The 25,711-nt window shown below is 55.6% G+C and carries 29 protein-coding genes; 16 read left to right on the top strand and 13 right to left on the bottom strand.

All coding sequences use genetic code 11. The annotated features are described in order from the left end of the window. Positions 1 to 7: 7 nt before the first annotated feature. The 4 genes from flgE to flgB are packed head-to-tail and all read right to left on the bottom strand — an operon-like array spanning position 8 to position 2,789. Positions 8 to 1,216, bottom strand: coding sequence for a flagellar hook protein FlgE (gene flgE, locus ACR42C_RS08870; RefSeq protein ID WP_061098580.1), 1,209 nt, complete (start codon positions 1,214 to 1,216; stop codon positions 8 to 10). A gap of 26 nt (positions 1,217 to 1,242) precedes the next feature. Further along, entirely contained in the window at positions 1,243 to 1,953 is a 711-nt protein-coding gene (gene flgD / locus ACR42C_RS08865; RefSeq protein ID WP_045406631.1) for a flagellar hook assembly protein FlgD, read from the bottom strand. Between the two features lie 11 nt (positions 1,954 to 1,964). Continuing rightward, positions 1,965 to 2,369 carry a flagellar basal body rod protein FlgC gene (gene flgC / locus ACR42C_RS08860; RefSeq protein ID WP_013097138.1) on the bottom strand — a complete coding sequence of 135 codons (405 nt, stop codon included), beginning with the start codon at positions 2,367 to 2,369 and terminating at the stop codon, positions 1,965 to 1,967. 3 nt (positions 2,370 to 2,372) lie between these two features. Then, positions 2,373 to 2,789 (bottom strand): flagellar basal body rod protein FlgB, encoded by a 417-nt coding sequence (flgB, locus tag ACR42C_RS08855; RefSeq protein ID WP_008500815.1) that lies wholly within the window; start codon positions 2,787 to 2,789, stop codon positions 2,373 to 2,375. A gap of 157 nt (positions 2,790 to 2,946) precedes the next feature. Between flgB and flgA the strand changes: the two genes are divergently transcribed. The 3 genes from flgA (at position 2,947) to flgN (ending at position 4,423) form a co-directional block, all read left to right on the top strand. Next, positions 2,947 to 3,606: a flagellar basal body P-ring formation chaperone FlgA gene (gene flgA, locus ACR42C_RS08850; RefSeq protein ID WP_116340684.1), complete on the top strand. Its 660-nt coding sequence runs from the start codon at positions 2,947 to 2,949 to the stop codon at positions 3,604 to 3,606. Positions 3,607 to 3,699: 93 nt separating this feature from the next. Continuing rightward, positions 3,700 to 3,993: a flagellar biosynthesis anti-sigma factor FlgM gene (gene flgM, locus ACR42C_RS08845; RefSeq protein ID WP_014883360.1), complete on the top strand. Its 294-nt coding sequence runs from the start codon at positions 3,700 to 3,702 to the stop codon at positions 3,991 to 3,993. A gap of 4 nt (positions 3,994 to 3,997) precedes the next feature. Then, complete coding sequence (flgN, locus tag ACR42C_RS08840; protein ID WP_025755834.1) at positions 3,998 to 4,423, top strand: flagella biosynthesis chaperone FlgN; 426 nt, start codon at positions 3,998 to 4,000, stop codon at positions 4,421 to 4,423. A gap of 59 nt (positions 4,424 to 4,482) precedes the next feature. Here flgN and murJ read toward each other — a convergent pair whose 3' ends face one another. From murJ to rimJ, 4 genes are all read right to left on the bottom strand, one after another. Next, the gene (gene murJ, locus ACR42C_RS08835; protein ID WP_116340686.1) at positions 4,483 to 6,018 is read right to left on the bottom strand and encodes a murein biosynthesis integral membrane protein MurJ; all 1,536 of its coding nucleotides are present in this window, start codon (positions 6,016 to 6,018) and stop codon (positions 4,483 to 4,485) included. A 129-nt stretch (positions 6,019 to 6,147) separates the two neighbouring features. After that, entirely contained in the window at positions 6,148 to 7,071 is a 924-nt protein-coding gene (locus ACR42C_RS08830; protein WP_163328738.1) for a Gfo/Idh/MocA family protein, read from the bottom strand. Between the two features lie 2 nt (positions 7,072 to 7,073). Further along, the gene (locus ACR42C_RS08825; RefSeq protein ID WP_163328736.1) at positions 7,074 to 7,721 is read right to left on the bottom strand and encodes a YceH family protein; all 648 of its coding nucleotides are present in this window, start codon (positions 7,719 to 7,721) and stop codon (positions 7,074 to 7,076) included. Positions 7,722 to 7,730: 9 nt separating this feature from the next. Further along, positions 7,731 to 8,315 carry a ribosomal protein S5-alanine N-acetyltransferase gene (gene rimJ, locus ACR42C_RS08820; RefSeq protein ID WP_163328734.1) on the bottom strand — a complete coding sequence of 195 codons (585 nt, stop codon included), beginning with the start codon at positions 8,313 to 8,315 and terminating at the stop codon, positions 7,731 to 7,733. 236 nt (positions 8,316 to 8,551) lie between these two features. Between rimJ and mdtH the strand changes: the two genes are divergently transcribed. The 9 genes from mdtH to ACR42C_RS08775 all read left to right on the top strand — a co-directional run bounded on the left by mdtH (position 8,552) and on the right by ACR42C_RS08775 (position 15,241). Beyond that, positions 8,552 to 9,760, top strand: coding sequence for a multidrug efflux MFS transporter MdtH (gene mdtH / locus ACR42C_RS08815; RefSeq protein WP_166710757.1), 1,209 nt, complete (start codon positions 8,552 to 8,554; stop codon positions 9,758 to 9,760). A 124-nt stretch (positions 9,761 to 9,884) separates the two neighbouring features. Then, positions 9,885 to 10,445, top strand: a complete 561-nt coding sequence (locus tag ACR42C_RS08810; protein ID WP_320720520.1) for a lipoprotein — start codon at positions 9,885 to 9,887, stop codon at positions 10,443 to 10,445. A gap of 127 nt (positions 10,446 to 10,572) precedes the next feature. Next, positions 10,573 to 11,619, top strand: coding sequence for a dihydroorotase (gene pyrC / locus ACR42C_RS08805; protein WP_163328730.1), 1,047 nt, complete (start codon positions 10,573 to 10,575; stop codon positions 11,617 to 11,619). A gap of 74 nt (positions 11,620 to 11,693) precedes the next feature. Beyond that, on the top strand, positions 11,694 to 11,939 hold the full coding sequence (gene dinI / locus ACR42C_RS08800) for a DNA damage-inducible protein I (RefSeq protein ID WP_028012694.1): 246 nt from the start codon (positions 11,694 to 11,696) through the stop codon (positions 11,937 to 11,939). A gap of 273 nt (positions 11,940 to 12,212) precedes the next feature. After that, complete coding sequence (gene bssS / locus ACR42C_RS08795; protein ID WP_023299782.1) at positions 12,213 to 12,467, top strand: biofilm formation regulator BssS; 255 nt, start codon at positions 12,213 to 12,215, stop codon at positions 12,465 to 12,467. Positions 12,468 to 12,583: 116 nt separating this feature from the next. Then, complete coding sequence (gene solA / locus ACR42C_RS08790) at positions 12,584 to 13,702, top strand: N-methyl-L-tryptophan oxidase (protein ID WP_479985024.1); 1,119 nt, start codon at positions 12,584 to 12,586, stop codon at positions 13,700 to 13,702. A gap of 60 nt (positions 13,703 to 13,762) precedes the next feature. Continuing rightward, positions 13,763 to 13,876, top strand: a complete 114-nt coding sequence (locus ACR42C_RS08785) for a YceO family protein (RefSeq protein ID WP_116340701.1) — start codon at positions 13,763 to 13,765, stop codon at positions 13,874 to 13,876. A gap of 218 nt (positions 13,877 to 14,094) precedes the next feature. Further along, entirely contained in the window at positions 14,095 to 14,661 is a 567-nt protein-coding gene (locus tag ACR42C_RS08780) for a cytochrome b (RefSeq protein WP_316378901.1), read from the top strand. Position 14,662: 1 nt separating this feature from the next. After that, positions 14,663 to 15,241, top strand: coding sequence for a YceI family protein (locus ACR42C_RS08775; RefSeq protein WP_163328728.1), 579 nt, complete (start codon positions 14,663 to 14,665; stop codon positions 15,239 to 15,241). A 41-nt stretch (positions 15,242 to 15,282) separates the two neighbouring features. Here the strand turns inward: ACR42C_RS08775 and trhO are convergent, their stop codons facing one another. Beyond that, on the bottom strand, positions 15,283 to 16,332 hold the full coding sequence (gene trhO, locus ACR42C_RS08770) for an oxygen-dependent tRNA uridine(34) hydroxylase TrhO (protein WP_479985023.1): 1,050 nt from the start codon (positions 16,330 to 16,332) through the stop codon (positions 15,283 to 15,285). A 222-nt stretch (positions 16,333 to 16,554) separates the two neighbouring features. On the opposite strand from trhO, the gene ACR42C_RS08765 reads away from it, so the two are divergent. The 3 genes from ACR42C_RS08765 to ACR42C_RS08755 all read left to right on the top strand — a co-directional run bounded on the left by ACR42C_RS08765 (position 16,555) and on the right by ACR42C_RS08755 (position 19,311). Continuing rightward, positions 16,555 to 17,481 (top strand): Kdo(2)-lipid IV(A) acyltransferase, encoded by a 927-nt coding sequence (locus ACR42C_RS08765; RefSeq protein WP_479985022.1) that lies wholly within the window; start codon positions 16,555 to 16,557, stop codon positions 17,479 to 17,481. A 140-nt stretch (positions 17,482 to 17,621) separates the two neighbouring features. Next, positions 17,622 to 18,839, top strand: a complete 1,218-nt coding sequence (gene mdtG / locus ACR42C_RS08760; RefSeq protein WP_116340710.1) for a multidrug efflux MFS transporter MdtG — start codon at positions 17,622 to 17,624, stop codon at positions 18,837 to 18,839. A gap of 97 nt (positions 18,840 to 18,936) precedes the next feature. After that, positions 18,937 to 19,311: a MysB family protein gene (locus tag ACR42C_RS08755; protein WP_028012687.1), complete on the top strand. Its 375-nt coding sequence runs from the start codon at positions 18,937 to 18,939 to the stop codon at positions 19,309 to 19,311. A gap of 6 nt (positions 19,312 to 19,317) precedes the next feature. On the opposite strand, the gene ACR42C_RS08750 is transcribed toward ACR42C_RS08755, so the two are convergent. The 3 genes from ACR42C_RS08750 to mdoG all read right to left on the bottom strand — a co-directional run bounded on the left by ACR42C_RS08750 (position 19,318) and on the right by mdoG (position 23,704). Then, on the bottom strand, positions 19,318 to 19,545 hold the full coding sequence (locus tag ACR42C_RS08750) for a YceK/YidQ family lipoprotein (RefSeq protein ID WP_116340712.1): 228 nt from the start codon (positions 19,543 to 19,545) through the stop codon (positions 19,318 to 19,320). 84 nt (positions 19,546 to 19,629) lie between these two features. After that, positions 19,630 to 22,158 carry a glucans biosynthesis glucosyltransferase MdoH gene (gene mdoH, locus ACR42C_RS08745; RefSeq protein WP_116340714.1) on the bottom strand — a complete coding sequence of 843 codons (2,529 nt, stop codon included), beginning with the start codon at positions 22,156 to 22,158 and terminating at the stop codon, positions 19,630 to 19,632. Further along, the gene (mdoG, locus tag ACR42C_RS08740; protein ID WP_116340716.1) at positions 22,151 to 23,704 is read right to left on the bottom strand and encodes a glucans biosynthesis protein MdoG; all 1,554 of its coding nucleotides are present in this window, start codon (positions 23,702 to 23,704) and stop codon (positions 22,151 to 22,153) included. Before mdoG ends, mdoH begins: the two co-directional genes overlap by 8 nt. A gap of 254 nt (positions 23,705 to 23,958) precedes the next feature. Between mdoG and mdoC the strand changes: the two genes are divergently transcribed. Next, positions 23,959 to 25,098, top strand: a complete 1,140-nt coding sequence (gene mdoC, locus ACR42C_RS08735; protein WP_163328724.1) for a glucans biosynthesis protein MdoC — start codon at positions 23,959 to 23,961, stop codon at positions 25,096 to 25,098. A 33-nt stretch (positions 25,099 to 25,131) separates the two neighbouring features. Here the strand turns inward: mdoC and ymdB are convergent, their stop codons facing one another. Further along, positions 25,132 to 25,674: an O-acetyl-ADP-ribose deacetylase gene (ymdB, locus tag ACR42C_RS08730; protein ID WP_116340720.1), complete on the bottom strand. Its 543-nt coding sequence runs from the start codon at positions 25,672 to 25,674 to the stop codon at positions 25,132 to 25,134. Positions 25,675 to 25,711 lie beyond the last annotated feature (37 nt).

Raw genomic sequence — 25,711 nt, 5'->3', positions numbered from 1 at the left:
TAGCCGCTTAACGCAGGTTAACCAGCGTGTTGAGGATCTGATCCTGGGTCTTGATGGTCTGCGCGTTCGATTGATAGTTACGCTGCGCGACGATCATGTTCACCAGTTCTTTACTCAGGTCCACGTTAGAGGCTTCCAGCGCGCCGTTGGTCAACGTGCCGAAGTTACCGGTTCCCGCCGTACCCAGCAGCGCCACGCCGGAGGACTGGGTAGCCGACCAGACGTTATCGCCTTCAGATTTCAGGCCTTCGTTGTTGGCAAAGTTCGCCAGCACGATCTGGCCCAGCACCTGAGTCTGCTCGTTGGAGTAGTTCCCGACGACGGTGCCGTCATCGTTGATCTGATAGCTCACCAGGTCGCCCGGCTTGAAGCCGTTCTGGTTGGTCGCCACGATATTGTTCGCACCGGTGTTCTGCTGCATGGAGTTTGCAAAACTCATGGCGAAGGTCGCCGGGTCCGCACCTGGGATAGTCGCGGTAGTGATGTTGATGTTTCCACCACCAATCAACGTACCGTTATTATCGAAGGTCAACGTCGTGGCCACTGCCGCCGTGCTGCCTGCTACGCTGCCGTCCTGGGCATACACTTTCCAGGAGTTAGCCGGGGTCGCATCTTTGACGTAAAACAGGTTCATGTTGTGCGCATTACCCTGGCTATCAAAGACGGTTACCGTACCTTTTTTGTTGTAGGTATCCGGGTTAGCCGGATCGAAGGCGGCGGTCGGTGCGGCATCGGTGGAGTTGAGGTTAATCTGCTGGGAAGCCGTGGTGGTGGATTTCGCGGCCATCAGCGTGGTCGGGATATTAATCGCCTGTGGATTCGCACCGGTCTGAACCGTTGATGGCGTTCCGGCAACCGGATAACCCGTTAATTGCATCCCCTGCATGTTCACCAGGTTACGGTTTTCGTCCAGCTTGAACTGGCCGTTACGGCTGTAGAACACCGAGCCGTTTGCATCGACCATACGGAAGAAACCGTTCTGGCTGATGGCAACGTCCAGGCCGCGACCGGTGTTGGTGGTAGTACCGTCGGTAAAGTCCTGAGTGATGCCCGCAACTTTTACGCCCAGACCCACTTTGGAACCGGCAAACATGTCTGCAAAGGAAGCAGAACCGGATTTAAAACCATAGGTCGCGGAGTTGGCGATGTTGTTGCCAATGACGTCCAGGTTGGTGGCCGCAGCATTCAGGCCGCTGACCGCTTGAGAAAAGGCCATGACTTACTCCTGATAAGTGTTAAGGCTTAGATAATCTGCCGAACTTCGTCGAGTGTGGTGGTACCGGAGGTACCCAAATCCAGTTTGTTGCCGTCGCCCCCTTTAATCACGCCCTGAACCAGCGCGAACTGCAGCGGCTGCGCCACCAGCTGGGTTGTCCCGTTGCTGGCGCTAATCGCGACTTTGTAGGAGCCATTTGGTGCTTTCGTGCCGTCGGTCAGGCTGCCGTCCCAGGTAAAGGTGTGAACGCCCGCCTTCAGCTCGCCAATGTCGATGGTGCGAACCACGGCGCCGGTTGAGTCGGTGATCGTCGCGGTCACTTTGTCAGCCGCCTGCTGCAATTCCACGCCGAACGGCGTAGTGGTGGTGGTCGATGTACCCTCGGTGGTGCTGGTACCCGCAAGAATAGTGGTACCCGGGATCATCACGCCGTGACCGATCAGGCTTGCAGCCTGCAGGGACTGGGCGCTATTAATCTGACCGGAGACGGAACCCAGGGTGGTGTTCAGTTTCTCAATGCCGCTCACGGTGCTGATCTGCGCAAGCTGCGTGGTCAGTTCGTTGTTCTGCATTGGGTTAGTCGGATCCTGGTTCTTAAGCTGCGCTACCAGCAGCGTCAGGAAGCTGCTCTGCAAATCGGAGGCATTGCTTCCCGTCAGGGAGCTGGAGCTTGTCGAACTTTTGGTGTTGTTAACACCTGTGTTCGTAGGATCATTCACATTTACGGCGATGGACATGCATGTCTCCTTTACTGGCCGAGAGTCAGTGTTTTGAGCATCATGCTCTTCACGGTATTAAGCACTTCGACGTTCGCCTGGTAGCTACGGGACGCCGACATGGAGTTCACCATCTCGCCCACCACGTCCACGTTAGGCATCTTCACGTATCCGTTAGCGTCCGCAAGCGGGTTACCGGGCTCGTACACCAGCTTGTCCGGTGCCTGGCTCTCTACCACGTCAGACACCTTCACGCCGCCCGTTGCCGCACCTGGCGCAGCGTCGACCTGAAACACAACCTGTTTAGCACGATAAGGCTGACCGTCAGGTCCGGTCACGCTGTCGGCGTTCGCCAGGTTACTGGCTGCCACGTTCAGCCGTTTTGACTGAGCGGTTAACGCCGAGCCGGCGATATCAAAAATATTCAGCAAGGCCATTTATCAGTTGCCCCCCTGCAGGACGTTCATCATGCCTTTGATTTGTCCGCCGAGTACGGTCAGGCCCGTCTGGTATTTCAGGCTGTTATCGGCAAACTGCGTACGCTCCCGGTCCATATCCACGGTGTTACCGTCGAGTGAAGGCTGGTCGGGGATGCGATAAAGTAAATCGGTCGCTGGCGCGGTCATCGCCTGAGCAGGAATATGGCGAGAGGATGTCATGGCGAGTGCAACACCCGTTCCTTCGGCACGTCCACGCTCCATCACCTTTTTGAGTTCACTGGAAAAATCAATATCGCGCGCCTGATACCCGGGCGTATCGGCGTTAGCGATGTTGGCGGCTAAAATCTCCTGCCGCTGGGCGCGTAAATTGAGCGCTTCCTGCTGAAAACGTAACGCGGCGTCGAGTTTATCGAGCATGTCTCCTCCGCTGATGGCAAAATTTCAGTTCACAGCTTAAATCTCACCCGGTCTCCCCTATCGACGGAATAAGCGCAAAATGCGTCGCTATTTATTCCGTTGATGCAAAACCACTGCAGGTAGAATTCACCCAACTCTGGAAACGGTGGAACTTGCGATGCAAACGTTAAAACGTGGCCTGATGGCAACCGTCTTGCTGTTTAGCCCTCTGGTGCAGGCCGGGGATTTACAGAATGCGCTGACGAATTTTTTTGCCCAGAAGCTGGCGGGCTTTAGCGACGAAGTTAACGTGACCATCCGTACGCCGCCGAATCTGTATCCGACCTGCGAGCAACCGTCATTCAGCGTGACGGGGACCACGAAGCTATGGGGCAATGTGAACGTGCTGGCACGCTGCGCCAACGAAAAACGCTATTTACAGGTTGCAGTTCAGGCGACGGGCAATTATGTTGTCGCCGCCGTCCCCATTGCGCGTGGCAGCACACTCCAGGCAAACAGCGTGACGCTGAAGCGCGGGCGTCTGGACCAGCTTCCGCCACGGACAATGCTGGAAATGAATCAGGCACAGGACGCCGTCAGCCTGCGCGACGTGGCCCCGGGCCAGCCGATTCAGCTCTCCATGCTTCGCCAGGCGTGGCGTGTTAAAGCAGGACAGCAGGTGATGGTGGTCGCCAACGGAGATGGCTTTAGCATCAACAGTGAAGGGAAAGCGTTAAACAATGCTGCGGTGGCGCAAAACGCCCGTGTCAGAATGTCCTCGGGCCAGGTGGTTAGCGGAACCGTCGATTCTGATGGGAATATTCTGATTAACCTATAATCTTTTTAAAGATTCCGCGGCGCGTGCCGATAAATATTCAACTAATGATGATGTCAGGCGCAAACGCCGCGAACCCTCGATGAGGACAACACTATGAGCATTGATCGTACATCAGCCCTGAAGCCGGTAAGCGCTGTACAGCCTCGCGAAACGAACGACGCTACCCCTCAGAAAACGCGTCTGGAAAAACCGTCAACGTCTAACAGCACCAGCGTGACCCTGAGCGATGCCCAGGCAAAACTGATGCAGCCAGGCAGCAACGATATCAATATGGAACGTGTTGAAGCGCTGAAAACGGCTATTCGCAACGGTGAGCTGAAAATGGACACCAGCAAAATCGCTGACGCCCTGATTCAGGAAGCACAGAGTTTCTTACAGAGTAATTAACCGTATGAGTCGACTGTCAGAAATACTGGATCAAATGACGGTTGTCCTGAACGACCTGAAAACGGTAATGGACGCTGAACAGCAGCATCTCTCTTCCGGCCACATCAACGGCAGCGCGCTGCAGCGTATTACTGAAGATAAGAGTTCGCTGCTGGCGACGCTGGATTATCTGGAGCAGCAGCGCCGCGCCGAGCAGGATCCGAAGCGCAGCGCCAATGACGATATTGTTGAGCGCTGGCAGACCATTACCGAAAAAACCCAGCATCTGCGCGATCTCAATCAGCATAACGGCTGGCTGCTTGAAGGGCAGATTGAGCGCAATCAGCAGGCGCTTGAGGTGCTGAAGCCGCATAAAGAAACCGGACTGTACGGCGCGGATGGTCAGACGGCGACTGCGCGTATTGCGGGTGTAAAAAAGATTTCGATTTGACGCATCAGCGACAAATCATGCAGTGGGGAGCACCCTAAGGTGAACTCCCCTTTTGGCGTTTATGCCGTACGGCGGGTAAACTCTTTCACTTTGAAGCCCAGCACGGCGAGCGTGGCGAAATACGCTACCACCCCGACGCCCACCACGGCCATCAGCCGCATCAGACGATAGGGCATCGTGCCCAGGGACCACTCCGGCATGACGTACATCATCCCGATGAGTGCCGCAGACATCACCAGCACCGCCACAACCAAACGCACGAGAAAACTTGCCCAGCCTGGCTGCGGCGTAAAGATATCCTGCTTGCGCAGCTGCCAGTAAAGCAGCCCGGCATTCAGGCAGGCCGCCAGACCAATAGACAGCGACAGTCCGGCATGCTTCAGCGGGCCGATAAATGCCAGGTTCATCAGCTGGGTCATAATCAGCGTCACGATGGCAATTTTCACCGGCGTTTTAATGTCCTGACGCGAATAGAACCCCGGCGCCAGCACTTTGACGACAATCAGCCCCATCAATCCCACCGAGTAGGCTATCAGCGCGCGCTGGGTCATCGCGGCGTCAAACGCGGTGAATTTCCCGTACTGGAACAGCGACACCGTCAGCGGCTTAGCGAGGATCCCCAGCGCCACCGCGCTGGGAAGGGCCAGCAGGAAGCAGAGACGCAGGCCCCAGTCCATCAGGCGGCAGTACTCATCATGGTTGCCACTTGCAAAGCTTTTCGACAGCGACGGCAGCAGGATGGTCCCCAGCGCCACACCCAGCACGCCGGACGGGAACTCCATCAGACGGTCAGCGTAGTACATCCACGAGACGGAACCCGACACCAGGAAAGAGGCAAAGATGGTGTTGATGATAAGCGAGATCTGGCTGACGGAGACGCCAAGAATGGCGGGCCCCATCTGCTTAATCACGCGCATCGCCCCGGCATCTTTAAGATTGATGCGCGGCAGCACCAGCATGCCGATTTTCTTCAGATGCGGCAGCTGATACGCCAGCTGCAGCACGCCGCCCACGGTGACCGCCCAGGCCAGCGCCAGCACCGGCGGGTTGAAGTGCGGCGCGGCGAACAGCGCAAAACCGATCATGCTGACGTTGAGAAACGTCGGCGCAAACGCCGGAACGGAGAAGCGGTTCCAGGTGTTCAGGATCGCCCCCACCAGCGAGGCCAGCGAGATCAGCAGAATATAGGGGAAGGTAATGCGCAGCAGCTGCGAGGTCAGGGCAAATTTATCTGCCGTGTCGGCAAAACCGGGTGCGGTCACCATAATCACCCAGGGCGCGGCCAGCATACCGACGACGGTCACCACGGCCAGCGCCAGGGTCAGCAACCCGGAGACATAAGAGACAAATACGCGCGTCGCATCTTCACCCTGCTTGCTTTTATATTCCGCCAGAATGGGAACGAACGCCTGGGAGAACGCCCCTTCAGCAAAAATGCGACGCAGCAGGTTCGGCAGCTTGAACGCAACGAAAAAGGCGTCCGTTGCCATCCCTGCACCAAAGACCCTTGCCACAATGGCATCGCGCGCAAAACCGAGTACGCGAGAGAACATGGTCATCGAGCTGACGGCCGCCAGCGATTTTAATAAGTTCATTAACGTGAATTTCCAGAACCATACGGATTTCCAGGACGGGTAAGCGTAAGCGCCACCCGGCAAAGCCAACAGGCGGCGCTTAGTCTAACCGGATTTCAACGAATTACTATCCGCAGATGTTACAGCGAGTTATTCGCTCATGGCATCGCGCCAGAGTCTTTCCACAATGCGCTGCGCCAGAATGGCCTGCTCGCCGGACGTTTCAGGAACCGTCTGATTTTGCACACAGGTGATAAAGTGGCGGGCACATCCCGCGAAACCGCGCTGCTCGAGGGTGCTTTGCCAGCCTGGCGCCGGGAGCGTCACCACGCCGCTGCCCTTCTCTTCCCGCCACTCCCGCATGTCGGTAACGTCGTACAGCGCGCCGTCTGTCACCGCCTGAACGGATTCCCGCTGGCTGCCTGCGCGGCGGTGCATGCTGGTGGTGACCTGAAGGTGCTCAACGGCAAAATGGTGTTCCGCATACACCATCTGCCCCTGTTCGTTAGTGACCAGAGTGCCGCTTTTCAGCAGCGCTTCGCCGTTGGTCAGCCACAGCGCGGTATCCACCACGTGAAGGTAGTCATCAAGAAGGGTAAAGCGCAGATCGTTCGGGCCCACGCTGTCGGTACGGTGCTTATCCATCCGCAGCGAGGCGAGCGTGCCTGACCGCGCCTTCAGTTGCTGATAAAGCGGCGCGAAGCGGCGGTTGAAACCGACCATCAGCGTCAGGTTTTTACGTGCCGCCAGCTCAATCAGCCGCTCCGCGTCCTGAACGTTTTCCGCCAGCGGTTTATCCACGCAGACGTGAACACCCGCATTGAGCAGCTCGCTCACCACCTGATAGTGGGTTGCCGTTGAGGTATGCACGAATACCGCATCGCACTCGCGGGCCAGATCCTGCAGGGAGGCGGCATACGGGATGCGCCAGGTTTCGCAGATACGCTCTGCCTTCTCGCGCGTGGGTGACCAGGCCCCTTGCAGGGTCCAGTCTGTCGCCGCACCTAAAACAGGCAGCCAGGCTTTTTGCGCAATACCGCCCAGCCCCACCACGCCAATACGTAATTTTTTCACCGTCAGTCTCCCAGATGTGCGAGCAACGCGTCCAGCCGCTGCTTCAGCCCGGCTACCTCTTCTTCCAGCGCCTCTACGCGTGCTGAAAGGTCGTCGCTGATTGCGGGGCCCGATTCCGTCGCCACGCTTGCGGCGTCAACGTCACCGCTGAAAAGGTGCATATAGCGGCTTTCACGTTTGCCCGGCTCGCGCGCCATACGCACCACAAAGGGGCCATCCTCACGCGCGGCCAGCCCTTCCAGCGTCTGCTCGACCTCCTGCATGTCGCTGAACTCATGCATGCGGGAAGCGCGCGTTCGCAGTTCCCCCGGCGTCTGCGCCCCGCGCAGCAGCAGCGTGGTGATAATCGCCACTTCCGCACTGCTCAGCTTCAGGTCGCCAAATTCAGAGTTACAGAAGCGCTGCTCGTATTTGGTCACGCGGTTGCCAAAGCCGCTGACGGTGCGCAAATAGTGGCGCTTTACCAGCGCGTCCAGCACGTCCTGAACGTCATGCTCGCTGAGGTTCATCACCGGCTCGCGGTTGGTCTTCTGGTTGCAGGCCATGGTCACGGCGTTAACTGAGAGCGGATACTGCTCCGGCGTGGTGACCTGTTTTTCGAGTAAGCACCCAATCACGCGCGCTTCCGTACCGTTTAGCTGATACTTCATCTTTTCTCCTTAACGACCTGCGGTCCAGTCTCGGGTGGTTAACGCCGTCAGAACGTGGTCGCGCCACTCTCCGTCTATCAGCAGATAATCTTTGGCATAACCCTCTTTCTCGAACCCTAAACGCGCCAGCAAATTGCCGCTGCGCTGATTATGCGGCATGTAGTTCGCCATAATGCGATGGATATGCTGCGTGCGCTGCATATAGCGAATGGCCACCGTTAACGCCTCGTACATCATCCCCTGCCCCTGCCATTTCTGGCCGATAGAGTAGCCAAGGTAGCAAGCGTGGAACGAACCCCGCACCACGTTTGAAAAATTGGCAATTCCGATAATCTCTTTCTCTTCCGGATCGAGCAGCGCGAAATAAAACGCGCTGCCCTGCTTATGAAATTCAGCGATCATGCTGAGGCGCGCCTGCCAGCCGGAGGGGTAACAATGGCTCTCATCCCGAACGGGTTCCCAGGGTTTTAAAAACTGGCGATTCTCGGCGTAATAATCCGCCAGACGCCAGGCATCACGCTCATGCACAAGACGAACGACCAGCCTGTCCGTTGTCAGACGCACTTTTGGCACATTACTGCGATAGCCAAACATCAATACCACTCCTTCCCGTCGCTTCAGCTTACCCATTAGCTTTACTATACCTGCGCCTGTGCCGTCTGTGAAAACAGTGACATACCATTTTGACCTCTTTTCACATTTTTCGATGAGAACTCTCTATCAAAGCACCGTTTTGATAAAAAAATATTGTCGCGCTCAGGGGTGGGAAAAAGCGCGGCGACACCGCAGAATGTTAGCGTGCTCACCTTCTTATTTTCCCTGGAGGGAAAATGTCCCGCGTATCACAGGCCAGGAGCCTGGGTAAATATTTCCTGCTCGTCGATAACATGCTGGTCGTGCTCGGCTTTTTTGTCGTGTTCCCCCTCATCTCGATCCGCTTTGTCGATCAAATGGGCTGGGCGGCGCTGATGGTCGGCATTGCGCTGGGGCTACGCCAGTTTGTCCAGCAGGGTCTTGGCGTCTTTGGCGGCGCGATTGCTGACCGCTTTGGCGCTAAACCGATGATCGTTACCGGTATGCTGCTCCGCGCGGCAGGCTTTGCCACGATGGCGGTTGCCCACGAGCCCTGGCTGCTGTGGTTCTCCTGCTTCCTCTCCGGAATCGGGGGCACCCTGTTTGACCCGCCGCGCACCGCGCTGGTGGTAAAGCTTATTCGTCCGCAGCACCGCGGCCGCTTCTTCTCCATTCTGATGATGCAGGACAGCGCCGGGGCGGTTGTTGGCGCCCTGCTGGGCAGCTGGCTGCTGCAGTACGATTTCCGTCTGGTCTGCGCGGCCGGGGCGGTGCTGTTTATTCTGTGCGCACTGTTTAACGGTCTCTATCTCCCGGCCTGGAAGCTGTCTACGGTAAAAGCGCCGGTACGCGAGGGGCTCGGAAGGGTGCTTCGCGACAGGCGTTTTGTCACCTACGTGTTGACCCTGACCGGCTATTACATGCTGGCCGTACAGGTGATGCTGATGCTGCCAATCATGGTGAACGATATTGCGGGCACGCCTGCCGCCGTGAAATGGATGTACGCCATCGAAGCCTGCCTGTCGCTGACGCTGCTTTACCCCATCGCCCGCTGGAGTGAACGGCGTTTTCGCCTGGAGCATCGCCTGATGGCCGGTCTGTTTCTGATGACGCTGAGCATGATGCCTATCGGTCTGGTAAACACGCTCCAGCAGCTTTTTATGCTGATCTGCACCTTCTACATCGGCTCTATCATCGCCGAGCCCGCCCGGGAAACGCTGAGCGCCTCGCTTGCGGATGCGCGTGCGCGCGGCAGCTATATGGGCTTCAGCCGCCTGGGACTGGCCTTTGGCGGTGCGCTGGGTTACGCCGGCGGCGGCTGGCTGTTCGATGCCGGCAAAGCGCTGAACCAGCCGGAGCTCCCCTGGATGATGCTCGGCGTGGTGGGCGTCATGACGCTTCTCGCCCTGTGGTGGCAGTTCAGCCAGAAGCGCAGCGCGAGCGGCATGCTCGAACCCGGCGCGTAGCCCTTCCCTCCGGCGGGAGAATGCTCCCGCCACACTTCTCAGTATTTTCTGCTGGTTTCTGCCATTTCACACTGACATACTGACGAAACAGGACAGTAGCGCCGATTTTTCGTTGAGGAACACTATGAAGAAAATTGTCATTGCCGCCGCACTTATCATCAGCGGTCTGCTGGTGGGCTGTAACCAGCTTACGCAATATACCGTCAGTGAGCAGGAAATTAATCAGGCGCTGGAAAAACATAACAATTTCTCTAAAGACATTGGCGTGCCGGGGCTGGCCGATGCCCACATCGTTCTCACCAATCTCACCAGCCAGATTGGTCGTGAAGAGCCGAATAAAGTCACGCTGGCAGGCGATGCCGCGCTTGATATGACGTCTCTATTTGGCAATCAGAAAGCCAACATCAAGCTCAAGCTGAAGGCGCTCCCCGTTTTCAATAAAGAGAAAGGGGCGATTTTCCTGCAGGAGATGGAAGTGGTCGATGCGCAGGTTTCGCCGGACAAGATGGCACCGGTTCTGCAAACCCTGATGCCCTATCTGAACCAGTCGCTGCGTAACTACTTTAATCAGCAGCCGGCGTACGTCTTAAGCGAAGACAAAAGCAAGGGTGAAGCCCTCGCGAAGAAATACGCAAAAGGGATAGAGGTGAAGCCGGGAGAGATCATCATTCCTTTCACCGATTAACCTGAAGGGCGCTGCGGCGCCCTTTTTTTTTACGGAAAAGTGTGCAAACGAAAACGTTTCCGCTTATGATTTGTGTCCGGCAAAAACAGCCATCCTTATGACTGATTCCTGACAAGCCGGAGCTTCCATGACTGCACAACCCCAGGTTCTTAAAATCCGCCGCCCTGACGACTGGCATATCCATCTGCGTGATGGCGATATGCTGAAAACCGTCGTGCCCTATACCAGTGAAATTTATGGCCGCGCGATTGTCATGCCAAACCTGGTTCCGCCAGTCACCACCGTCGATGCCGCGATAGCCTACCGCCAGCGCATCCTGGATGCCGTTCCGGCAGGACATGATTTCACCCCGTTGATGACCTGCTACCTGACCGATTCGCTGGACCCGAACGAGGTGGAACGCGGGTTTAACGAAGGCGTATTTACGGCGGCGAAACTCTACCCGGCGAACGCCACCACCAACTCCAGCCACGGCGTCACCAGCATTGATGCCATCATGCCGGTGCTGGAGCGTATGCAGAAGCTGGGCATGCCACTGCTGGTACACGGCGAAGTAACGCATGCGGAGATTGACATCTTTGACCGTGAAGCCCGTTTCATCGAGACCGTGATGGAGCCTCTGCGCCAGCGTCTGCCGGCGCTTAAGGTCGTCTTTGAGCATATCACCACCAAAGACGCGGCAGAGTATGTTCGCGACGGCAACGAGCTGATCGCCGCGACCATCACCCCACAGCATCTGATGTTTAACCGTAACCATATGCTGGTGGGCGGGGTGCGCCCTCACCTGTACTGCCTGCCGATCCTCAAGCGCAATGTTCACCAGCAGGCGCTGCGCGAGCTGGTCGCCAGCGGATTCACGCGTGCGTTCCTTGGCACAGACTCCGCGCCTCACGCCCGCCATCGCAAAGAGGCAAGCTGCGGCTGCGCGGGCTGTTTCAACGCTCCAACCGCCCTTGCCAGCTACGCAACCGTATTTGAAGAGATGAACGCGCTGGAGCATTTCGAAGCGTTCTGCTCCCTCAACGGCCCGCGCTTCTACGGCCTGCCGGTCAATGAGACCTTCATTGAGCTGGAGCGCAAAGCGAGCCAGGTTGAGGAGTCCATTGCGCTGACGGATGACGCACTGATCCCCTTCCTGGCAGGTGAAACCGTAAACTGGACGGTAAAACGCTAAAAAATCAACGCCCCTTGTTGTCAAACCGATAATATGCCTGTATAAATAAACAGTATATTACACAGGGGGCATTTATGCGTATTGAAGTCACCATAGCCAAAACTACCGTTCTGCCTGCCGGCGCGCTTGATGCACTGGCAGGCGAATTATCCCGTCGTATTAACAACACTTTTCCCGATAACGCGGGCGCCGTAACGGTTCGTTACGCCGCAGCGAACAACCTCTCCGTCATGGGTGCCGCAAAAGAAGATAAAGATCGCATAAGCGAAATCCTGCAGGAAACGTGGGAAAGCGCAGACGACTGGTTCATTACCGATTAACACTGCTCCCTCATTGTGTTTTTTTGCCGGGTCGCCCCGGCTTTTTTTTGCCTGTCATTCCTGACGTTCAAATTAATTCAGCATCTTCTTAGAAAATCGTGAACGATATGGTGTTTTATTGTTCGAACAATCCTAAAAAGCAGAAAAATGTGTTGCTACCTGTTTATTTTTCCCGTTGGAACCCTTATTACTTGGTATACTGAAGAAGCTTTCAGAAAAACATGCATTGAACCTCAGAGCCGTTGTCTTCTAACACGCATTTAGGGGGTTATAATGGAAAAGAATAACGAAGTCATCCAGACCCATCCGCTTGTAGGCTGGGATATCAGTACCGTAGATAGCTACGATGCGCTGATGCTGCGTTTGCACTACCAGACCCCAAATCAACTCAACCGTGACGAAGCGGAAGTTGGACAGACGCTGTGGCTAACAACAGACGTCGCCCGTCAGTTTATTTCTATTTTAGAGGCAGGCATTGCAAAAATAGAATCTGGCGACTATCAGGAAAATGAGTATAAACGGCACTAACCGTATGCCCACTTTTCACTCAACAGGCACCCTCGCGGTGCCTTATTTATTTCCCGCTTGTTTACGCCCGCGTTGTTAATTACTCTGCTAACAAACCGTAAGTTTACGAGATGCATATGAGATACGACTTAATCATTATTGGTAGCGGCTCCGTTGGTTCGGCCGCCGGTTATTACGCAACGCAGGCAGGGCTAAACGTCCTGATGATTGACGCCCACCTGCCGCCGCACAGCGAAGGCAGCCATCATGGCGACACCCGCCTCATTCGCCACGCCTATGGCGAGGGCGAGCGCTACGTTCCGCTGGTGCTTCGCGCCCAGACGTTGTGGGACGAGCTGGCAAAACAGACCGAAGAGCGTGTTTTCGAGCGGACGGGAGTCATCAACCTTGGTCCGGCTCGTTCGGAATTTCTCGCCAACGTCGAACGCAGCGCGAAGGCGTTTAATCTTGACGTTGAGAAGCTGGACGTGGCAGCCATTACCTCGCGCTGGCCTGAGATTACCGTCCCGGAGGATTATATCGGCCTCTTTGAAGCCAACTCCGGCGTCCTGCACTGTGAAACGGCGATCAAAACCTGGATCGATCTTGCCGCCAAAGCGGGCTGCGCGCAGCTGTTCAATTGCCCCGTAGAGGCTATCACGCATAATGCAAACGGCGTTACGGTGAAAACCGTAGACGGAGAGTATTCGGCTTCCCGCCTGCTTATCAGCGCAGGAACCTGGGTTACCCGCCTGCTCCCGGACCTGCCGATCCAGCCAGTGCGCAAGGTCTTCTCCTGGTTCCAGTCGGACGGGCGTTACAGCGCGCAAAACAAATTCCCGGCGTTTACCGGCGAGTTACCCAACGGCGATCAGTTCTACGGTTTCCCTTCCGAGAAGGACGCCCTCAAGATTGGTAAACACAACGGCGGGCAGGTCATCTCCTCACCGGAGGAGCGCAAACCCTTTGGCGCGTGCCCGCAGGACGGCTCAGAAGCCTTCTCGTTCCTGCGCAATATTCTCCCGGGCGTCGGTGGACTGCTTTATGGCGCGGCCTGCACCTACGACAACACCCCGGATGAAGATTTTATCATTGATACGCTGCCGGGCCATGACAACACCCTGCTGATTACCGGGCTGAGCGGCCATGGCTTTAAGTTCGCTTCGGTGTTGGGTGAAATCGCCGCGCAGTTTGCCCAGGGTATCACGTCGCAGTTTGATCTGACACCGTTCTCACTATCGCGTTTTAACGGATAATCGGCCACGGGCTCCGGCGGTACCGGGACCCGTTTTTTTCGTACTCAACTGTGGGGCGATATGCGCAGGATCGTGGGTTTTCTCGTCAATAACATTCGCGAGCACTTTATGCTCTATATCTTATTGTGGGCGCTGCTCGCTATCGTCGATGTTATTTACATTGTGTTTTATTGAAAGCGATAACTGACATTAGCTGACGTTACTTTATGTTTATTTAAGCTTTTTTCTTCTTCTAAATACGTCTTGCACGAAGCCACTGAATTAAATTTGCGGTTCCTTTTCAAAATCGCTGAAATAAATAAAATAAAAATCAATAGTCAATTATTTTAGTTGCAATATCGCGCCTTCCCGTTCATTTTTATCTTTCGGTTAATTTGAAAATGGACATTCTGATGCAATTGCGTAACTCCTCCCGGCGCTACGGAATAATATCCATAAGCTTGCACTGGATATTTGCCATTGCCGTCTATGGTATGTTCGGACTTGGACTCTGGATGGTCACGCTCAGCTATTACGATGGCTGGTATCATCAGGCACCCGAGCTGCATAAAAGCATTGGCGTCCTCCTGATGCTGGGGCTGGTATTTCGCGTAATCTGGCGACATGTTTCTCCACCGCCCGCGCCACTAAAGACATACGGTAAAATAACCCGCGTTAGCGCTGTCGCCGCGCATATTGTGCTGTATGCACTGCTCTTCGCCATTCTGATCAGCGGCTATCTCATTTCAACGGCAGACGGTAAGCCGATTAGCGTTTTTGGCCTGTTCGAGGTTCCGGCAACGCTCAGCGATGCCGGGGCTCAGGCCGACACGGCGGGCGTCGTTCACCTCTGGCTTGCCTGGAGCGTGGTGATCCTGTCCGTACTGCACGGGCTCGCCGCCCTTAAACACCATTTTATTGATAAAGACGATACGCTTAAGCGCATGCTTGGCCGCTCGTCAGTTGACTCTGGAGCATAAAATGAAAAAACACCTGCTGGGTATCGCCCTGGGCTCTCTGTTATTCACCGCCGGTTCTGCCGTGGCGGCTGACTATAAAATTGATAAAGAGGGCCAGCACGCTTTCGTCAATTTCCGCATTCAGCATCTGGGATACAGCTGGCTGTACGGTACCTTTAAAGATTTCGACGGCACATTCACTTTTGATGAGAAAAACCCTGCGGCAGATAAAGTCAATGTGACCATTAATACGAACAGCGTCGACACAAACCATGCTGAGCGCGATAAACACCTGCGCAGCGCAGAGTTCCTGAACGTCACAAAATTCCCGCAGGCCACCTTCACCTCAACGGAAGTGAAGAAAGAGGGTGATAAATTGGCTATTACCGGTAATCTGACGCTGAATGGCGTAACCAAACCCGTCACTCTGGACGCAAAATTGATCGGTCAGGGTGACGATCCGTGGGGCGGTAAACGCGCAGGTTTTGAAGCGGCGGGTAAAATTCACCTGAAAGATTTTAATATCACAACGGATTTAGGCCCGGCGTCTCAGGACGTTGAGCTGGTTATTTCCGTTGAAGGTGTGCAACAGAAGTCGTAATAGATTCGCCCGGCAGGCTCTCGCCGCGCCGGGCGTTATTATTATTCCGGGTCAGGAATGCCCAGTTTAGTATTCAGACGGCCGCGTGATTTATTAAAAATCTTATTGCCGTTTTCACGTCCTGCGCGACGACGACGCTGCTCTTCTTCCGGCAGGATACTCTCCTCGCTGCAAAGCTCGCTACAGCAGCCGTTAAACTTCTCGGCACAGGCCGGACACTGGATAAACAGCAGGTGGCAACCGTCGTTTTTGCAGTTGGTGTGGGTATCGCACGGCGCGCCGCACTGGTGGCACTGGGCAATCACGTCTTCAGAAATACGCTCGCCCATGCGCTCGTCAAAGACGAAGTTTTTACCGATAAAGCGTACCGGTAAGCCCTGCTCGCGGGCGCGGCGGGCGTACTCGATAATACCGCCTTCAATGTGCCAGACCTTGTTGAACCCATTGTGCTTCATCCACGCGCTGGCCTTCTCGCAGCGGATACCGCCGGTGCAGTACATAACGATTTTTTTATCCTTATGCTCCTGCATCATCTCCACCGCTTTCGGCAGCTGCTCGCGGAAGGTATCGGCCGGAATTTCCATCGCGTTCTCGAAATGCCCCACTTCGTACTCATAGTGGTTACGCATATCAATGAATACGGCATCCGGATCGTCCAGCATCGCATTCACTTCCGCGGCCTTCAGATATTCACCGACATCCGCCGGATTAAACTCAGGATCGTCGATACCGTCCGCCACGATGCGTTCACGCACCTTCATGCGCAGCACCCAGAACGATTTCCCGTCGTCATCCAGGGCAATGTTCAGGCGCAGGCCGTTGAGGGCCGGATCGAAGCTGTAAAGTACGTCACGGAATGCGTTCACCTTGCTTTCCGGTACGCTAATCTGTGCGTTAATGCCTTCGCGGGCAAGATAGACGCGCCCGAAGACGTTCAGCGCCGTGAAGGCCTGATAAAGCGCATCGCGGGTCGCCTGCGGATCGTCGATCGTGAAATATTTGTAGAAAGAGATGGTTGTGCGCGGTTCGGTTTCAGCCAACATACGCGCCTTTAACATCTCATTCGAAACGCGGTTGTGTAACACTGGCATGGTGTACAAGTCCTGCAATCGTCAGAGAGAATGAAAAATCGGTCGGCATCATATAGCAAACAAAACCAATTTACATCCACACAATTTACGCTACATTTCACACACCCTGATGAATCAGGCTTAACAATTGCCGTCGTCGCGCAGGTTTCGGCGGCAGATATTTTGGCTACGTCTCAAAAAATGCGACAATAGCGAAACAGGACGTTTGAACACAGGAAAGACATGACCCAGTTACCAAAATTTACCGTCGCCCTTTTGCACCCCCGCTATTGGATGACCTGGCTTGGCATTGGCTTTTTATGGCTACTGGTACAGCTTCCCTACCCTGTTATCTTCCGGTTAGGTAAATCATTAGGCCGACTCGCGCAAATCTTTATGAAGCGCCGCGCCCGCATCGCGTATCGTAACCTTGAGCTGTGCTTTCCGCAGATGAGCGAGGCAGAACGTCATGATTTGGTCTCGAAGAATTTCGAATCCGTCGGCATGGGGCTCATGGAAACTGGCATGGCGTGGTTCTGGCCGGACAAACGCATGGCGCGCTGGAGCAAGGTGACCGGAACCGGCATGGAGCCGGTGCATACCCTTCAGGCCAATCAGACCGGCGTGCTGCTGATCGGCGTCCATTTCCTGACGCTGGAAATCGGGGCGCGCATGTTCGGCATGCAGGCGCCCGGCATCGGGGTTTATCGTCCTAACGACAACCCGGTTATCGATCTCATTCAGACCAACGGCCGCATGCGCTCCAACAAAAGCATGATCGACCGTAAGGATCTGAAGGGCATGATCCGCGCGCTAAAGTCCGGTGAAGTAGTCTGGTATGCCCCCGATCACGACTATGGCCCACAGGCCAGCGTCTTTGTTCCCTTCTTCGCCGTCGACGAGGCCGCCACCACGACCGGCACCTGGATGCTGGCGCGGATGTCCAAAGCCGCTATTGTTCCCTTTGTTCCCCGCCGTATGCCGGATGGCTCAGGCTACGAGCTGATGATGCTTGAGCCGGAACTCGCGCCGCCGCTGGAAGATGCGGAAACCACCGCGCGCTGGATGAACGGCGTTGTGGAGAAGTGCATTATGCTGGCGCCAGAGCAATACATGTGGCTGCATCGCCGCTTTAAAACGCGGCCAGAAGGCACGCCGTCCCGCTATTAATCCTTATGCGGCCTTCAGGGCCGCATGCTGTTTTAGCTTTAAAAGCTCCCCCTCATTGCGGCAATCATAACCCAGGCGCATAATTAGCAGGCTTATTACTTCATGCTTCAGGTGCTCTGCACCTCACTATGCGGATTGTTATGTCACCCTCAGATGCCCCCATAAACTGGAAGCGTAACCTCACGGTTGCGTGGCTTGGCTGTTTTCTTACCGGCGCGGCGTTTAGCCTGGTCATGCCTTTCCTGCCGCTCTACGTCGAGCAGCTGGGCGTGACGGGCCACGGCGCGCTCAACATGTGGTCTGGCCTGGTATTCAGCATCACGTTTCTCTTTTCCGCCATTGCCTCGCCCTTCTGGGGCGGCCTTGCTGACCGCAAGGGACGTAAAATCATGCTGCTGCGTTCGGCACTGGGGATGGCCATTATCATGGCGCTGATGGGCGTGGCGCAGAACGTCTGGCAGTTTCTGATATTGCGCGCATTGCTGGGCTTATTGGGCGGATTTATTCCCAACGCGAACGCCCTGATCGCCACGCAAATGCCTCGCCATAAGAGCGGCTGGGCGCTTGGAACGCTCTCAACCGGTGGCGTGAGCGGTGCCCTGCTGGGGCCGCTGGCGGGGGGGTTACTGGCGGATAACTACGGCCTGCGCCCGGTTTTTTTCATCACCGCGAGCGTTTTGTTTCTGTGCTTTATTGTCACCCTGCTCTGCATCCGTGAAAAATTTACGCCCGTCGCCAAAAAAGAGCTGCTTCACGCCAGAGACGTGCTGACCTCGCTTAAAAATCCCAGGCTGGTGCTGAGCCTGTTCGTAACGACAATGATCATTCAGGTAGCAACCGGATCGATTGCCCCTATTCTGACCCTGTACGTTCGCGACCTGGCGGGTAACGTTAGCAATATTGCCTTTATCAGCGGGCTAATTGCCTCCGTGCCCGGCGTGGCGGCACTGCTTAGTGCGCCGCGGCTGGGGAAGCTGGGGGACCGCGTGGGTCCTGAGAAGATCCTGATTTGTGCGCTGGTTATCTCCGTCCTGCTGCTCATCCCCATGTCGATGGTGCACTCTCCGTGGCAGCTGGGCGTGCTTCGCTTTTTGCTGGGCGCCGCCGACGGGGCGTTGCTGCCCGCCGTACAGACCCTGCTGGTCTACAACTCCACGAACCAGATTGCCGGGCGAATCTTTAGCTATAACCAGTCATTTCGCGATATCGGTAACGTCACCGGGCCGCTTCTCGGCGCGGGTATTTCCGCCAGCTTCGGTTTTCGCGCCGTCTTTATCGTGACGGCTGGCGTGGTGCTGTTCAACGCGATTTATTCGTGGTTCAGTTTATCCCGCGCGTTACGGCCGGTGACGGAATAAGACGAACGCCTGACGGCTTATTTTCGCATTCATACTTGCAGAATCTGATATTCAGCTATTCTTTCCCTGAAACCTTCTGGAAAACAGGGAGACACCAATGACCATGTACGCCACGCTGGAAGAAGCTATTGATGCCGCTCGTGAAGAGTTCCTTGCCGATAATCCCGGTGTTGAGGAAGAAGATGCTGACGTGCAACAACTTAATATCCAAAAATACGTTCTGCAGGATGGGGATATTATGTGGCAGGCCGAATTCTTTGCCGATGAAGGCGAAGAAGGGGAATGTTTGCCGGTCCTGAGCGGTGCAGGTGCGCAGGCCGTCTTTGATGGCGACTATGACGAAATCGAGTTACGCCAGGAATGGCTGGAGGAGAATACGCTGCACGAGTGGGATGAAGGCGAATTTCAGCTCGAGCCACCTTTGGATACGGAAGAAGGTCAAACCGCAGCCGATGAGTGGGACGAGCGTTAATTTACGCTACTCGTACGGGCCGTGGCTGGCATCAATCGGCAGCAACAGCGTGTCGAAAATCAGCGAAAACGGCAGATCGAGCACCGTCAGATAGCGCCATGCGGAATCGCGTACATCCCATTTCACGCCCGGATAGTACTGGTTGCCATGGCCCTGCCCTGGAATGGTGCGGCTGATGATGCTGCCGCAGCCGCTTAGCAGGCATGTCATCATAACGACGATGATTATTTTCATCAGTAACCTCTAAAAAAATACCGGCCTCGCAGCCGGTATTTTATCTGGAGGGTGGCGCTATGCTTACCCACCCTGCTTAACCACTTACTTGGCCTTCAGCGCCAGCGGGTTCAGCTTCAGCTCTTTGTAGTAGTTCACCCACGAAGAATACTTCTCCGGAGCGGACCATACGCGATAGTGAAGCCTTGCCATCGTGACCGGATCGCTCAGCAGCACCAGACGACGGTCGCGATTGAGTTTTTCCGGGGTCTCGTTAAGCGCCTGCTCAACGTGACGATCGCGGGCAATCTCCAGCACCTGGCTTGCGCGGTGGCGCGCAGTGGCCATCGCCGTCGCCAGGGCGTTGAATGACGGGTTAAACACGGCGTGCATAAAGCCATCATCCAGCGTGCGGCTGCGGTTCTGCTCCAGGTAGGTATCGGTATCCACCAGCACCTGCGGCGGGGAATACTCTTCCGGGATCAGGAACAATTTCCAGCGCTTGGTACGCAGCCCCACCGTTGACCGGCTGGAGATCACGGACACAAACGGCGACAGGATCAGCGAGAAGACAATCGGCGCCAGCCAGAACAGGAAGCGCAGATCCAGCCAGGCCATTCCGGCCGCCCACACCAGCCCCAGCAGCAGCTGAGAACCGTGGCGCATAAAGGCTTCACTCCATGGCGTGGAGTCGTCATCACGCTGCGGTGAGTTCCAGACCACTTCCCAGCCCAGGAACGCACTGACCACAAAAACGGTGTGGAACAGCATACGCACCGGCGCCAGCAGCACGGAGAACAGCACTTCCAGCAGCAGAGAAAGGGTCACGCGGAAGAAACCGCCATACTCTTTCGAGCCTTTGCACCAGATCAGGATGATACTGAGCAGTTTAGGCAGGAACAGCAGCACCATGGTAGAAGCAAACAGCGCAATCGCCAGCTCAGGACGCCACTGCGGCCACACCGGGAACAGCTGGCGCGGTTGCAGGAAGTATTGCGGCTCCGTCAGGGCATGGACGACCTGCAGCGCAGTGGAGAGCGCGAGGAACATAAACCACAGCGGTGCGGAGAGATAAGACATCACGCCCGTCAGGAACACCGCACGGTGAACCGGGTGCATCCCTTTCACGAGGAACAGGCGGAAGTTCATCAGGTTACCGTGACACCAGCGGCGGTCTCGCTTGAGCTCGTCCAGCAGGTTCGGCGGCAGCTCTTCGTACGATCCCGGCAGGTCGTAGGCAATCCAGACTCCCCAGCCAGCACGACGCATCAGCGCCGCTTCCACGAAGTCATGCGACAGAATCGAACCGGCAAACGAACCCTCGCCCGGCAGCGGCGCCAGCGCACAGTGCTCAATGAACGGCTTCACACGGATAATAGCGTTGTGGCCCCAGTAGTGCGATTCACCCAACTGCCAGAAGTGCAGACCGGCGGTAAATAGCGGCCCGTAAACACGGGTGGCGAACTGCTGGCAGCGCGCGTACAGGGTGTCCATACCGGACGCTTTTGGCGAAGACTGAATGATGCCCGCGTTCGGGTTGGCTTCCATCAGGCGTACCAGACCGCTCAGGCAGTCACCGCTCATGACGGAGTCAGCATCCAGCACGACCATGTAGCTATACTGGTTACCCCAGCGACGGCAGAAGTCATCGATGTTGCCGCTTTTACGCTTCACGCGACGGCGGCGGCGGCGATAGAAGATCTGCCCTTCGCCCTGCACTTCCGCAATCAGCTCCATCCAGGCTTTTTGCTCTGCCACGCAGATATCCGGGTTGTAGCTGTCGCTCAGGATGTAAACGTCGAAATGCTCCGCGTTACCGGTCGCCTTTACCGACTCCCAGGTCGCACGCAGGCCCGCAAATACGCGGTCAACGTCTTCGTTACAGATAGGCATAATTAGCGCGGTACGGTGCTCAGGATTGAGGGGTTCATCCCCGACCGTTGACGCCGAAATGCTGTATTTGTCCCGTCCCATCAGCAGCTGCAGGAAGCCCATCAGCGCGGTCCAGAAACCGGCCGATACCCAGCAGAAGAGAACCGCGAACAGCAGGAGAATGCCGCTTTGCAGAATGTACGGCAGCAGCTGCATGAAGGAGACCCAGAGATCCTGGCCCATCATGTCAGTGGGGTTGATAAACGCCCAGCCCTGGTAAGGCAGAATGGTTTTCATGTACCAGGTCGCGACAACCGTCTGCGCCAGCGTCAGAAGCAGCAGGATATAACGGCGGATTGTGCCCACGGTACGCCATTTCTGTTCAGAGGCCTGCTCTTCTTTCGTCAGGCGCGACAGATAGCGCGGCGTGACGTCACGCCCGCGCAGGCGATCCCAGAAGCGACCAACCGGGTTGGTGCGCCATGGATCGGGGAACATTGAGGAACGCGTCGCCTTCGGCATGGCCTGAAGCTGATCGCGTCCTTCGTCGTCTTTAATCAACTGCCCTTCTGCCAGCGAGTCCGGCCAGGCCTGCTCCAGACGAGCCTTGACTGACCCCAGCGGCGTATCATCATCACGGGAAAACTGACGATGTTCGCCATCCAGCGCGGTATGAACCGCGCGGATGTCGCTCTTAGGCAGCGCCGCTTTTTCGATATCCGTCAGCGGCATGGCATCAATATATTCAGATGTATTATTCATTGGCAGGTAGCTGGTAGCTCCAGGTTTCACTCAGCGGCTGATCTTCACTGACCAGCGCAGCACGCATTTCAGTGGTCTGTTTCGGATCTTTCACTTTCACGCGCAGGGTCAGACGCCAGCCTTTGGTTACCGGGTTGTAACGCACGGTATTCTCTACGATTTCACCGTTGTCACCGATGCTGGCCTGGGCCGACACCGCAGTATCCGGAGCCAGTTTCTTCATATCCTGGCCGGTGAAGTCCACGACAAACGCCACCGTACCGTCAGGCTGACGGATAAGGTTAGACTGCTTCACGTCCCCCGTAGAGCGGCGAGTCTGCGTCACATACGCGTTATCCGGCGCATGCAGCTTATCTTCGTCGCGGCTGAAGGTAATGGTGTACTTGAAGTTCATCTCTTTACCGGCTTCCGGCAGTTGATCCGGCGTCCAGTATGCAACGATGTTGTCGTTGGTTTCGTCGTTGGTTGGAATTTCAACCAGCTCTACCTTGCCTTTACCCCAGTCACCTTTCGGCGTAACCCAGGCGCTTGGACGCAGGTCATAGCGGTCGTCAAGATCTTCAAAGCGAGAGAACTGACGGCCACGTTGCAGCAGGCCAAAGCCCTGCGGGTTTTCCATCGCAAAGCTGCTGACCGCCAGATGTTTCGGGTTATTCAGCGGACGCCAGATCCACTCACCGTTGCCGGCATGAATAGACAGACCGTTGGAGTCATGCAGTTCCGGGCGGAAGTTGGTGGCTGGTGACGGCTGGTTCGGCCCAAACAGGAACATACTGGTCAGCGGTGCAACGCCAAGTTTGCCCACTTTGTCACGCAGGTAAACCTTAGACTGCACGTCAACGACCGTGTCACGACCCGGCATAATCACAAAGCGATAGGCACCGGTTGCACGCGGAGAGTCGAGCAGCGCATAAATAGTCAGACGTTTGTCCGTTGGTTTTGGACGTTCAATCCAGAACTCACGGAAACGCGGGAACTCTTCACCTGATGGCAGCGCGGTATCAATAGCCAGACCGCGCGCAGAAAGCCCGTACACCTGACCCGCGCCAATCACGCGGAAGTAGCTGGCGCCAAGCATGCTGACGATTTCGTCGTTTTTATCTTTGCTGTTGATCGGGTAAAGGACTTTGAAGCCTGCGAAGCCCAGGTCTTTCACCGTATCTTTGTCGTGTTGCACATTGCCAAAATTGAAGTAATCCGGGCTGTACTTGATCTTGCGTACCGCGGTTGCCGTCACTTCATTGATGGCAACAGGCGTGTCGAAGTACATACCCTGATGATAAAATTCAAGCTTGAACGGGGTTTTAATGTTGTTCCAGTACGCTTTATCGTGGTTGAACTGGATCTGCTGATAGTCCGCATACTTCATGTCGCGGAAAACGGAGGGCAAGTTACTTTTCGGCGCTTCGTAGCTCTTGCCTGCCATCGATTTTGCCTGTTTTGCGACATCGTCGATGTTAAAGGCCAGTGCCGATGAGGTATACAGTGATAACACCACTGCAGCACCCAACCAACGCATTTTCATCATCTGTGGTTTATGTTTCATAATAAGTAAGCACTTCCCCCTTTGTGTGCTTATATCGATCCGATCCATTTTAATGGAAACTCAGGCAATCCGACAACATAATCACTGCTTTGTTCAGCTGCTGGCTCATGGATTAAGCAAATGAAAGAACCCGCTATTCACTTTGCGTGCTTATCCTGGAGACAGTGTGTCGGTCTTGGTGTAGGGTTGGCTTCGAATGTAACCAATATGAGTCTTAGGGATAAGGCGAAAAGTCTGAGAATGCACAACGTTATATGAGCACAACACCGATACAACGGGAATATTTCCTCGACTCGATCCGGGCATGGCTGATGCTATTGGGGATCCCCTTTCATATTTCACTGATTTACTCCAGCCACACGTGGCATGTTAATAGCCAGATGCCCTCCTGGTGGCTGACGCTGTTTAATGACTTTATTCACGCTTTCCGCATGCAGGTGTTTTTTGTCATATCCGGCTATTTTTCGTACATGCTTTTTTTACGCTACCCGCTTAAGCGCTGGTGGAAAGTGCGCGTGGAGCGCGTCGGTATTCCCATGTTAACCGCCATCCCGCTGCTAACGCTGCCGCAGTTCATTATGCTGCAGTACGTTAAAGGCAAGGCGGAAAACTGGCCGAATCTCTCGCTGTACGAAAAGTACAACACGCTGGTCTGGGAACTGGTGTCTCACCTCTGGTTCCTGCTGGTTCTGGTGGTGCTGACCACGGTCAGTCTGGTGATTTTCAGCCGCCTGCGCCGCCATCTCAGCACGACGGCCGACTCTTTCTTCACCAACATCACGCTGGGCAGACTGTCGGTGCTCTTCTTACTGCTGGGGATCGCTTATGCCGCGGTGAGACGCACGCTGTTTATCGTCTATCCACCGATACTAAGCGACGGCCTGTTCAATTTTGTGGTGATGCAGTCGCTGTTCTACATTCCGTTCTTTTTAATCGGCGCACTGGCCTTTATTCATCCGAAGCTTAAAGCGCTGTTTACTACCCCGTCACCGTGGTGCGCGGTAGGTGCTGCCATCGCCTTCGTGGCCTATCTGCTGAACCAGCGATACGGGAGCGGCGATGCCTGGATGTATGAAACGGAAAGCGTGATCACTATGCTGTTGGGCCTGTGGATGGTGAATGTGGTGTTCGCCCTCGGCCACCGTTTGCTGAACTTCAAGTCCAGCCGCGTGACCTACTTCGTCAACGCTTCACTGTTTATCTATCTGGTGCATCATCCTCTGACGCTGTTCTTCGGGGCATACATCACGCCGCATATCGCATCCAACACGCTGGGCTTCTTTACCGGGCTGGTGTTTGTGGTGGGGATTGCCGTCGTACTCTATGAGATCCATCTGCGGATCCCTCTCCTGCGCTTCCTGTTTTCAGGAAAACCACAGCCGAAAGCCGCCTGAGCAGCGCGGCGCACTCCGTGCGCCGCCCTTGCTTCAGCTTTCCAGCTCTTGCCTGCGCTGAGTCAAAAGACGCTGATACAGATGCGTGGTGTCTTCATCGAAGCAGACAAAAATCACCTTCTCTGGCAGCGGCTTGAGTGACAGATAACGGTAGACGGTATCTACGGCGATGGCTGCCGCAGCCGCCTTTGGATAACCATACACGCCGGTGCTGATGGCCGGAAACGCCATCGTTTTGAAGCCGTTGTCGGCGGCAAGCCGCAGACAGTTCCGGTATGCCTCTTCCAGAAGACTCGCTTCATGCCGATCGCCGCCATGCCACACGGGCCCGACAGCATGAATCACCGCGTTGGCGGGAAGGTTGCCCGCAAGCGTAATCACCGCATGTCCCGGAGGGCATTCACCCTGTTGCTGACGCACGATTTTACAGGCTTCCAGTAACTGCGGTCCGGCAGCCCGATGAATAGCGCCGTCTACTCCTCCTCCCCCCATCAGGGAAGGATTGGCCGCATTGACGATGACGTCGACATGGACGGTCGTAATATCGCCATGAATAATTTCAATTTGCGGTTTCATAAAGCCCCTCTGCTGTCCGCTTTTTTATAAGTGTATC

Source organism: Enterobacter sp. MG-EB028 (assembly GCF_056673305.1).
Note: the sequence above shows the minus strand (reverse complement) of the source record. Positions and strands in the feature narration are given on the sequence as shown.

Excerpts from the sequence above, each read along its gene's own strand:
- flgB (WP_008500815.1), bottom strand. The coding sequence starts at position 2,789 with ATGCTCGATAAACTCGACGCCGCGTTACGTTTTCAGCAGGAAGCGCTC.
- pyrC (WP_163328730.1), top strand. The coding sequence starts at position 10,573 with ATGACTGCACAACCCCAGGTTCTTAAAATCCGCCGCCCTGACGACTGG.
- mdoH (WP_116340714.1), bottom strand. The coding sequence starts at position 22,158 with ATGAATAATACATCTGAATATATTGATGCCATGCCGCTGACGGATATC.
- ACR42C_RS08765 (WP_479985022.1), top strand. The coding sequence starts at position 16,555 with ATGACCCAGTTACCAAAATTTACCGTCGCCCTTTTGCACCCCCGCTAT.
- solA (WP_479985024.1), top strand. The coding sequence starts at position 12,584 with ATGAGATACGACTTAATCATTATTGGTAGCGGCTCCGTTGGTTCGGCC.
- ACR42C_RS08785 (WP_116340701.1), top strand. The coding sequence starts at position 13,763 with ATGCGCAGGATCGTGGGTTTTCTCGTCAATAACATTCGCGAGCACTTT.
- trhO (WP_479985023.1), bottom strand. The coding sequence starts at position 16,332 with ATGCCAGTGTTACACAACCGCGTTTCGAATGAGATGTTAAAGGCGCGT.
- ACR42C_RS08755 (WP_028012687.1), top strand. The coding sequence starts at position 18,937 with ATGACCATGTACGCCACGCTGGAAGAAGCTATTGATGCCGCTCGTGAA.
- mdtH (WP_166710757.1), top strand. The coding sequence starts at position 8,552 with ATGTCCCGCGTATCACAGGCCAGGAGCCTGGGTAAATATTTCCTGCTC.
- murJ (WP_116340686.1), bottom strand. The coding sequence starts at position 6,018 with ATGAACTTATTAAAATCGCTGGCGGCCGTCAGCTCGATGACCATGTTC.
- mdoG (WP_116340716.1), bottom strand. The coding sequence starts at position 23,704 with ATGAAACATAAACCACAGATGATGAAAATGCGTTGGTTGGGTGCTGCA.
- flgA (WP_116340684.1), top strand. The coding sequence starts at position 2,947 with ATGCAAACGTTAAAACGTGGCCTGATGGCAACCGTCTTGCTGTTTAGC.
- flgC (WP_013097138.1), bottom strand. The coding sequence starts at position 2,369 with ATGGCCTTGCTGAATATTTTTGATATCGCCGGCTCGGCGTTAACCGCT.
- flgM (WP_014883360.1), top strand. The coding sequence starts at position 3,700 with ATGAGCATTGATCGTACATCAGCCCTGAAGCCGGTAAGCGCTGTACAG.
- bssS (WP_023299782.1), top strand. The coding sequence starts at position 12,213 with ATGGAAAAGAATAACGAAGTCATCCAGACCCATCCGCTTGTAGGCTGG.
- mdoC (WP_163328724.1), top strand. The coding sequence starts at position 23,959 with ATGAGCACAACACCGATACAACGGGAATATTTCCTCGACTCGATCCGG.
- flgN (WP_025755834.1), top strand. The coding sequence starts at position 3,998 with ATGAGTCGACTGTCAGAAATACTGGATCAAATGACGGTTGTCCTGAAC.
- dinI (WP_028012694.1), top strand. The coding sequence starts at position 11,694 with ATGCGTATTGAAGTCACCATAGCCAAAACTACCGTTCTGCCTGCCGGC.
- ACR42C_RS08780 (WP_316378901.1), top strand. The coding sequence starts at position 14,095 with ATGCAATTGCGTAACTCCTCCCGGCGCTACGGAATAATATCCATAAGC.
- mdtG (WP_116340710.1), top strand. The coding sequence starts at position 17,622 with ATGTCACCCTCAGATGCCCCCATAAACTGGAAGCGTAACCTCACGGTT.
- ACR42C_RS08810 (WP_320720520.1), top strand. The coding sequence starts at position 9,885 with ATGAAGAAAATTGTCATTGCCGCCGCACTTATCATCAGCGGTCTGCTG.
- flgE (WP_061098580.1), bottom strand. The coding sequence starts at position 1,216 with ATGGCCTTTTCTCAAGCGGTCAGCGGCCTGAATGCTGCGGCCACCAAC.
- ACR42C_RS08825 (WP_163328736.1), bottom strand. The coding sequence starts at position 7,721 with ATGAAGTATCAGCTAAACGGTACGGAAGCGCGCGTGATTGGGTGCTTA.
- ACR42C_RS08750 (WP_116340712.1), bottom strand. The coding sequence starts at position 19,545 with ATGAAAATAATCATCGTCGTTATGATGACATGCCTGCTAAGCGGCTGC.
- flgD (WP_045406631.1), bottom strand. The coding sequence starts at position 1,953 with ATGTCCATCGCCGTAAATGTGAATGATCCTACGAACACAGGTGTTAAC.
- ACR42C_RS08775 (WP_163328728.1), top strand. The coding sequence starts at position 14,663 with ATGAAAAAACACCTGCTGGGTATCGCCCTGGGCTCTCTGTTATTCACC.
- ymdB (WP_116340720.1), bottom strand. The coding sequence starts at position 25,674 with ATGAAACCGCAAATTGAAATTATTCATGGCGATATTACGACCGTCCAT.
- rimJ (WP_163328734.1), bottom strand. The coding sequence starts at position 8,315 with ATGTTTGGCTATCGCAGTAATGTGCCAAAAGTGCGTCTGACAACGGAC.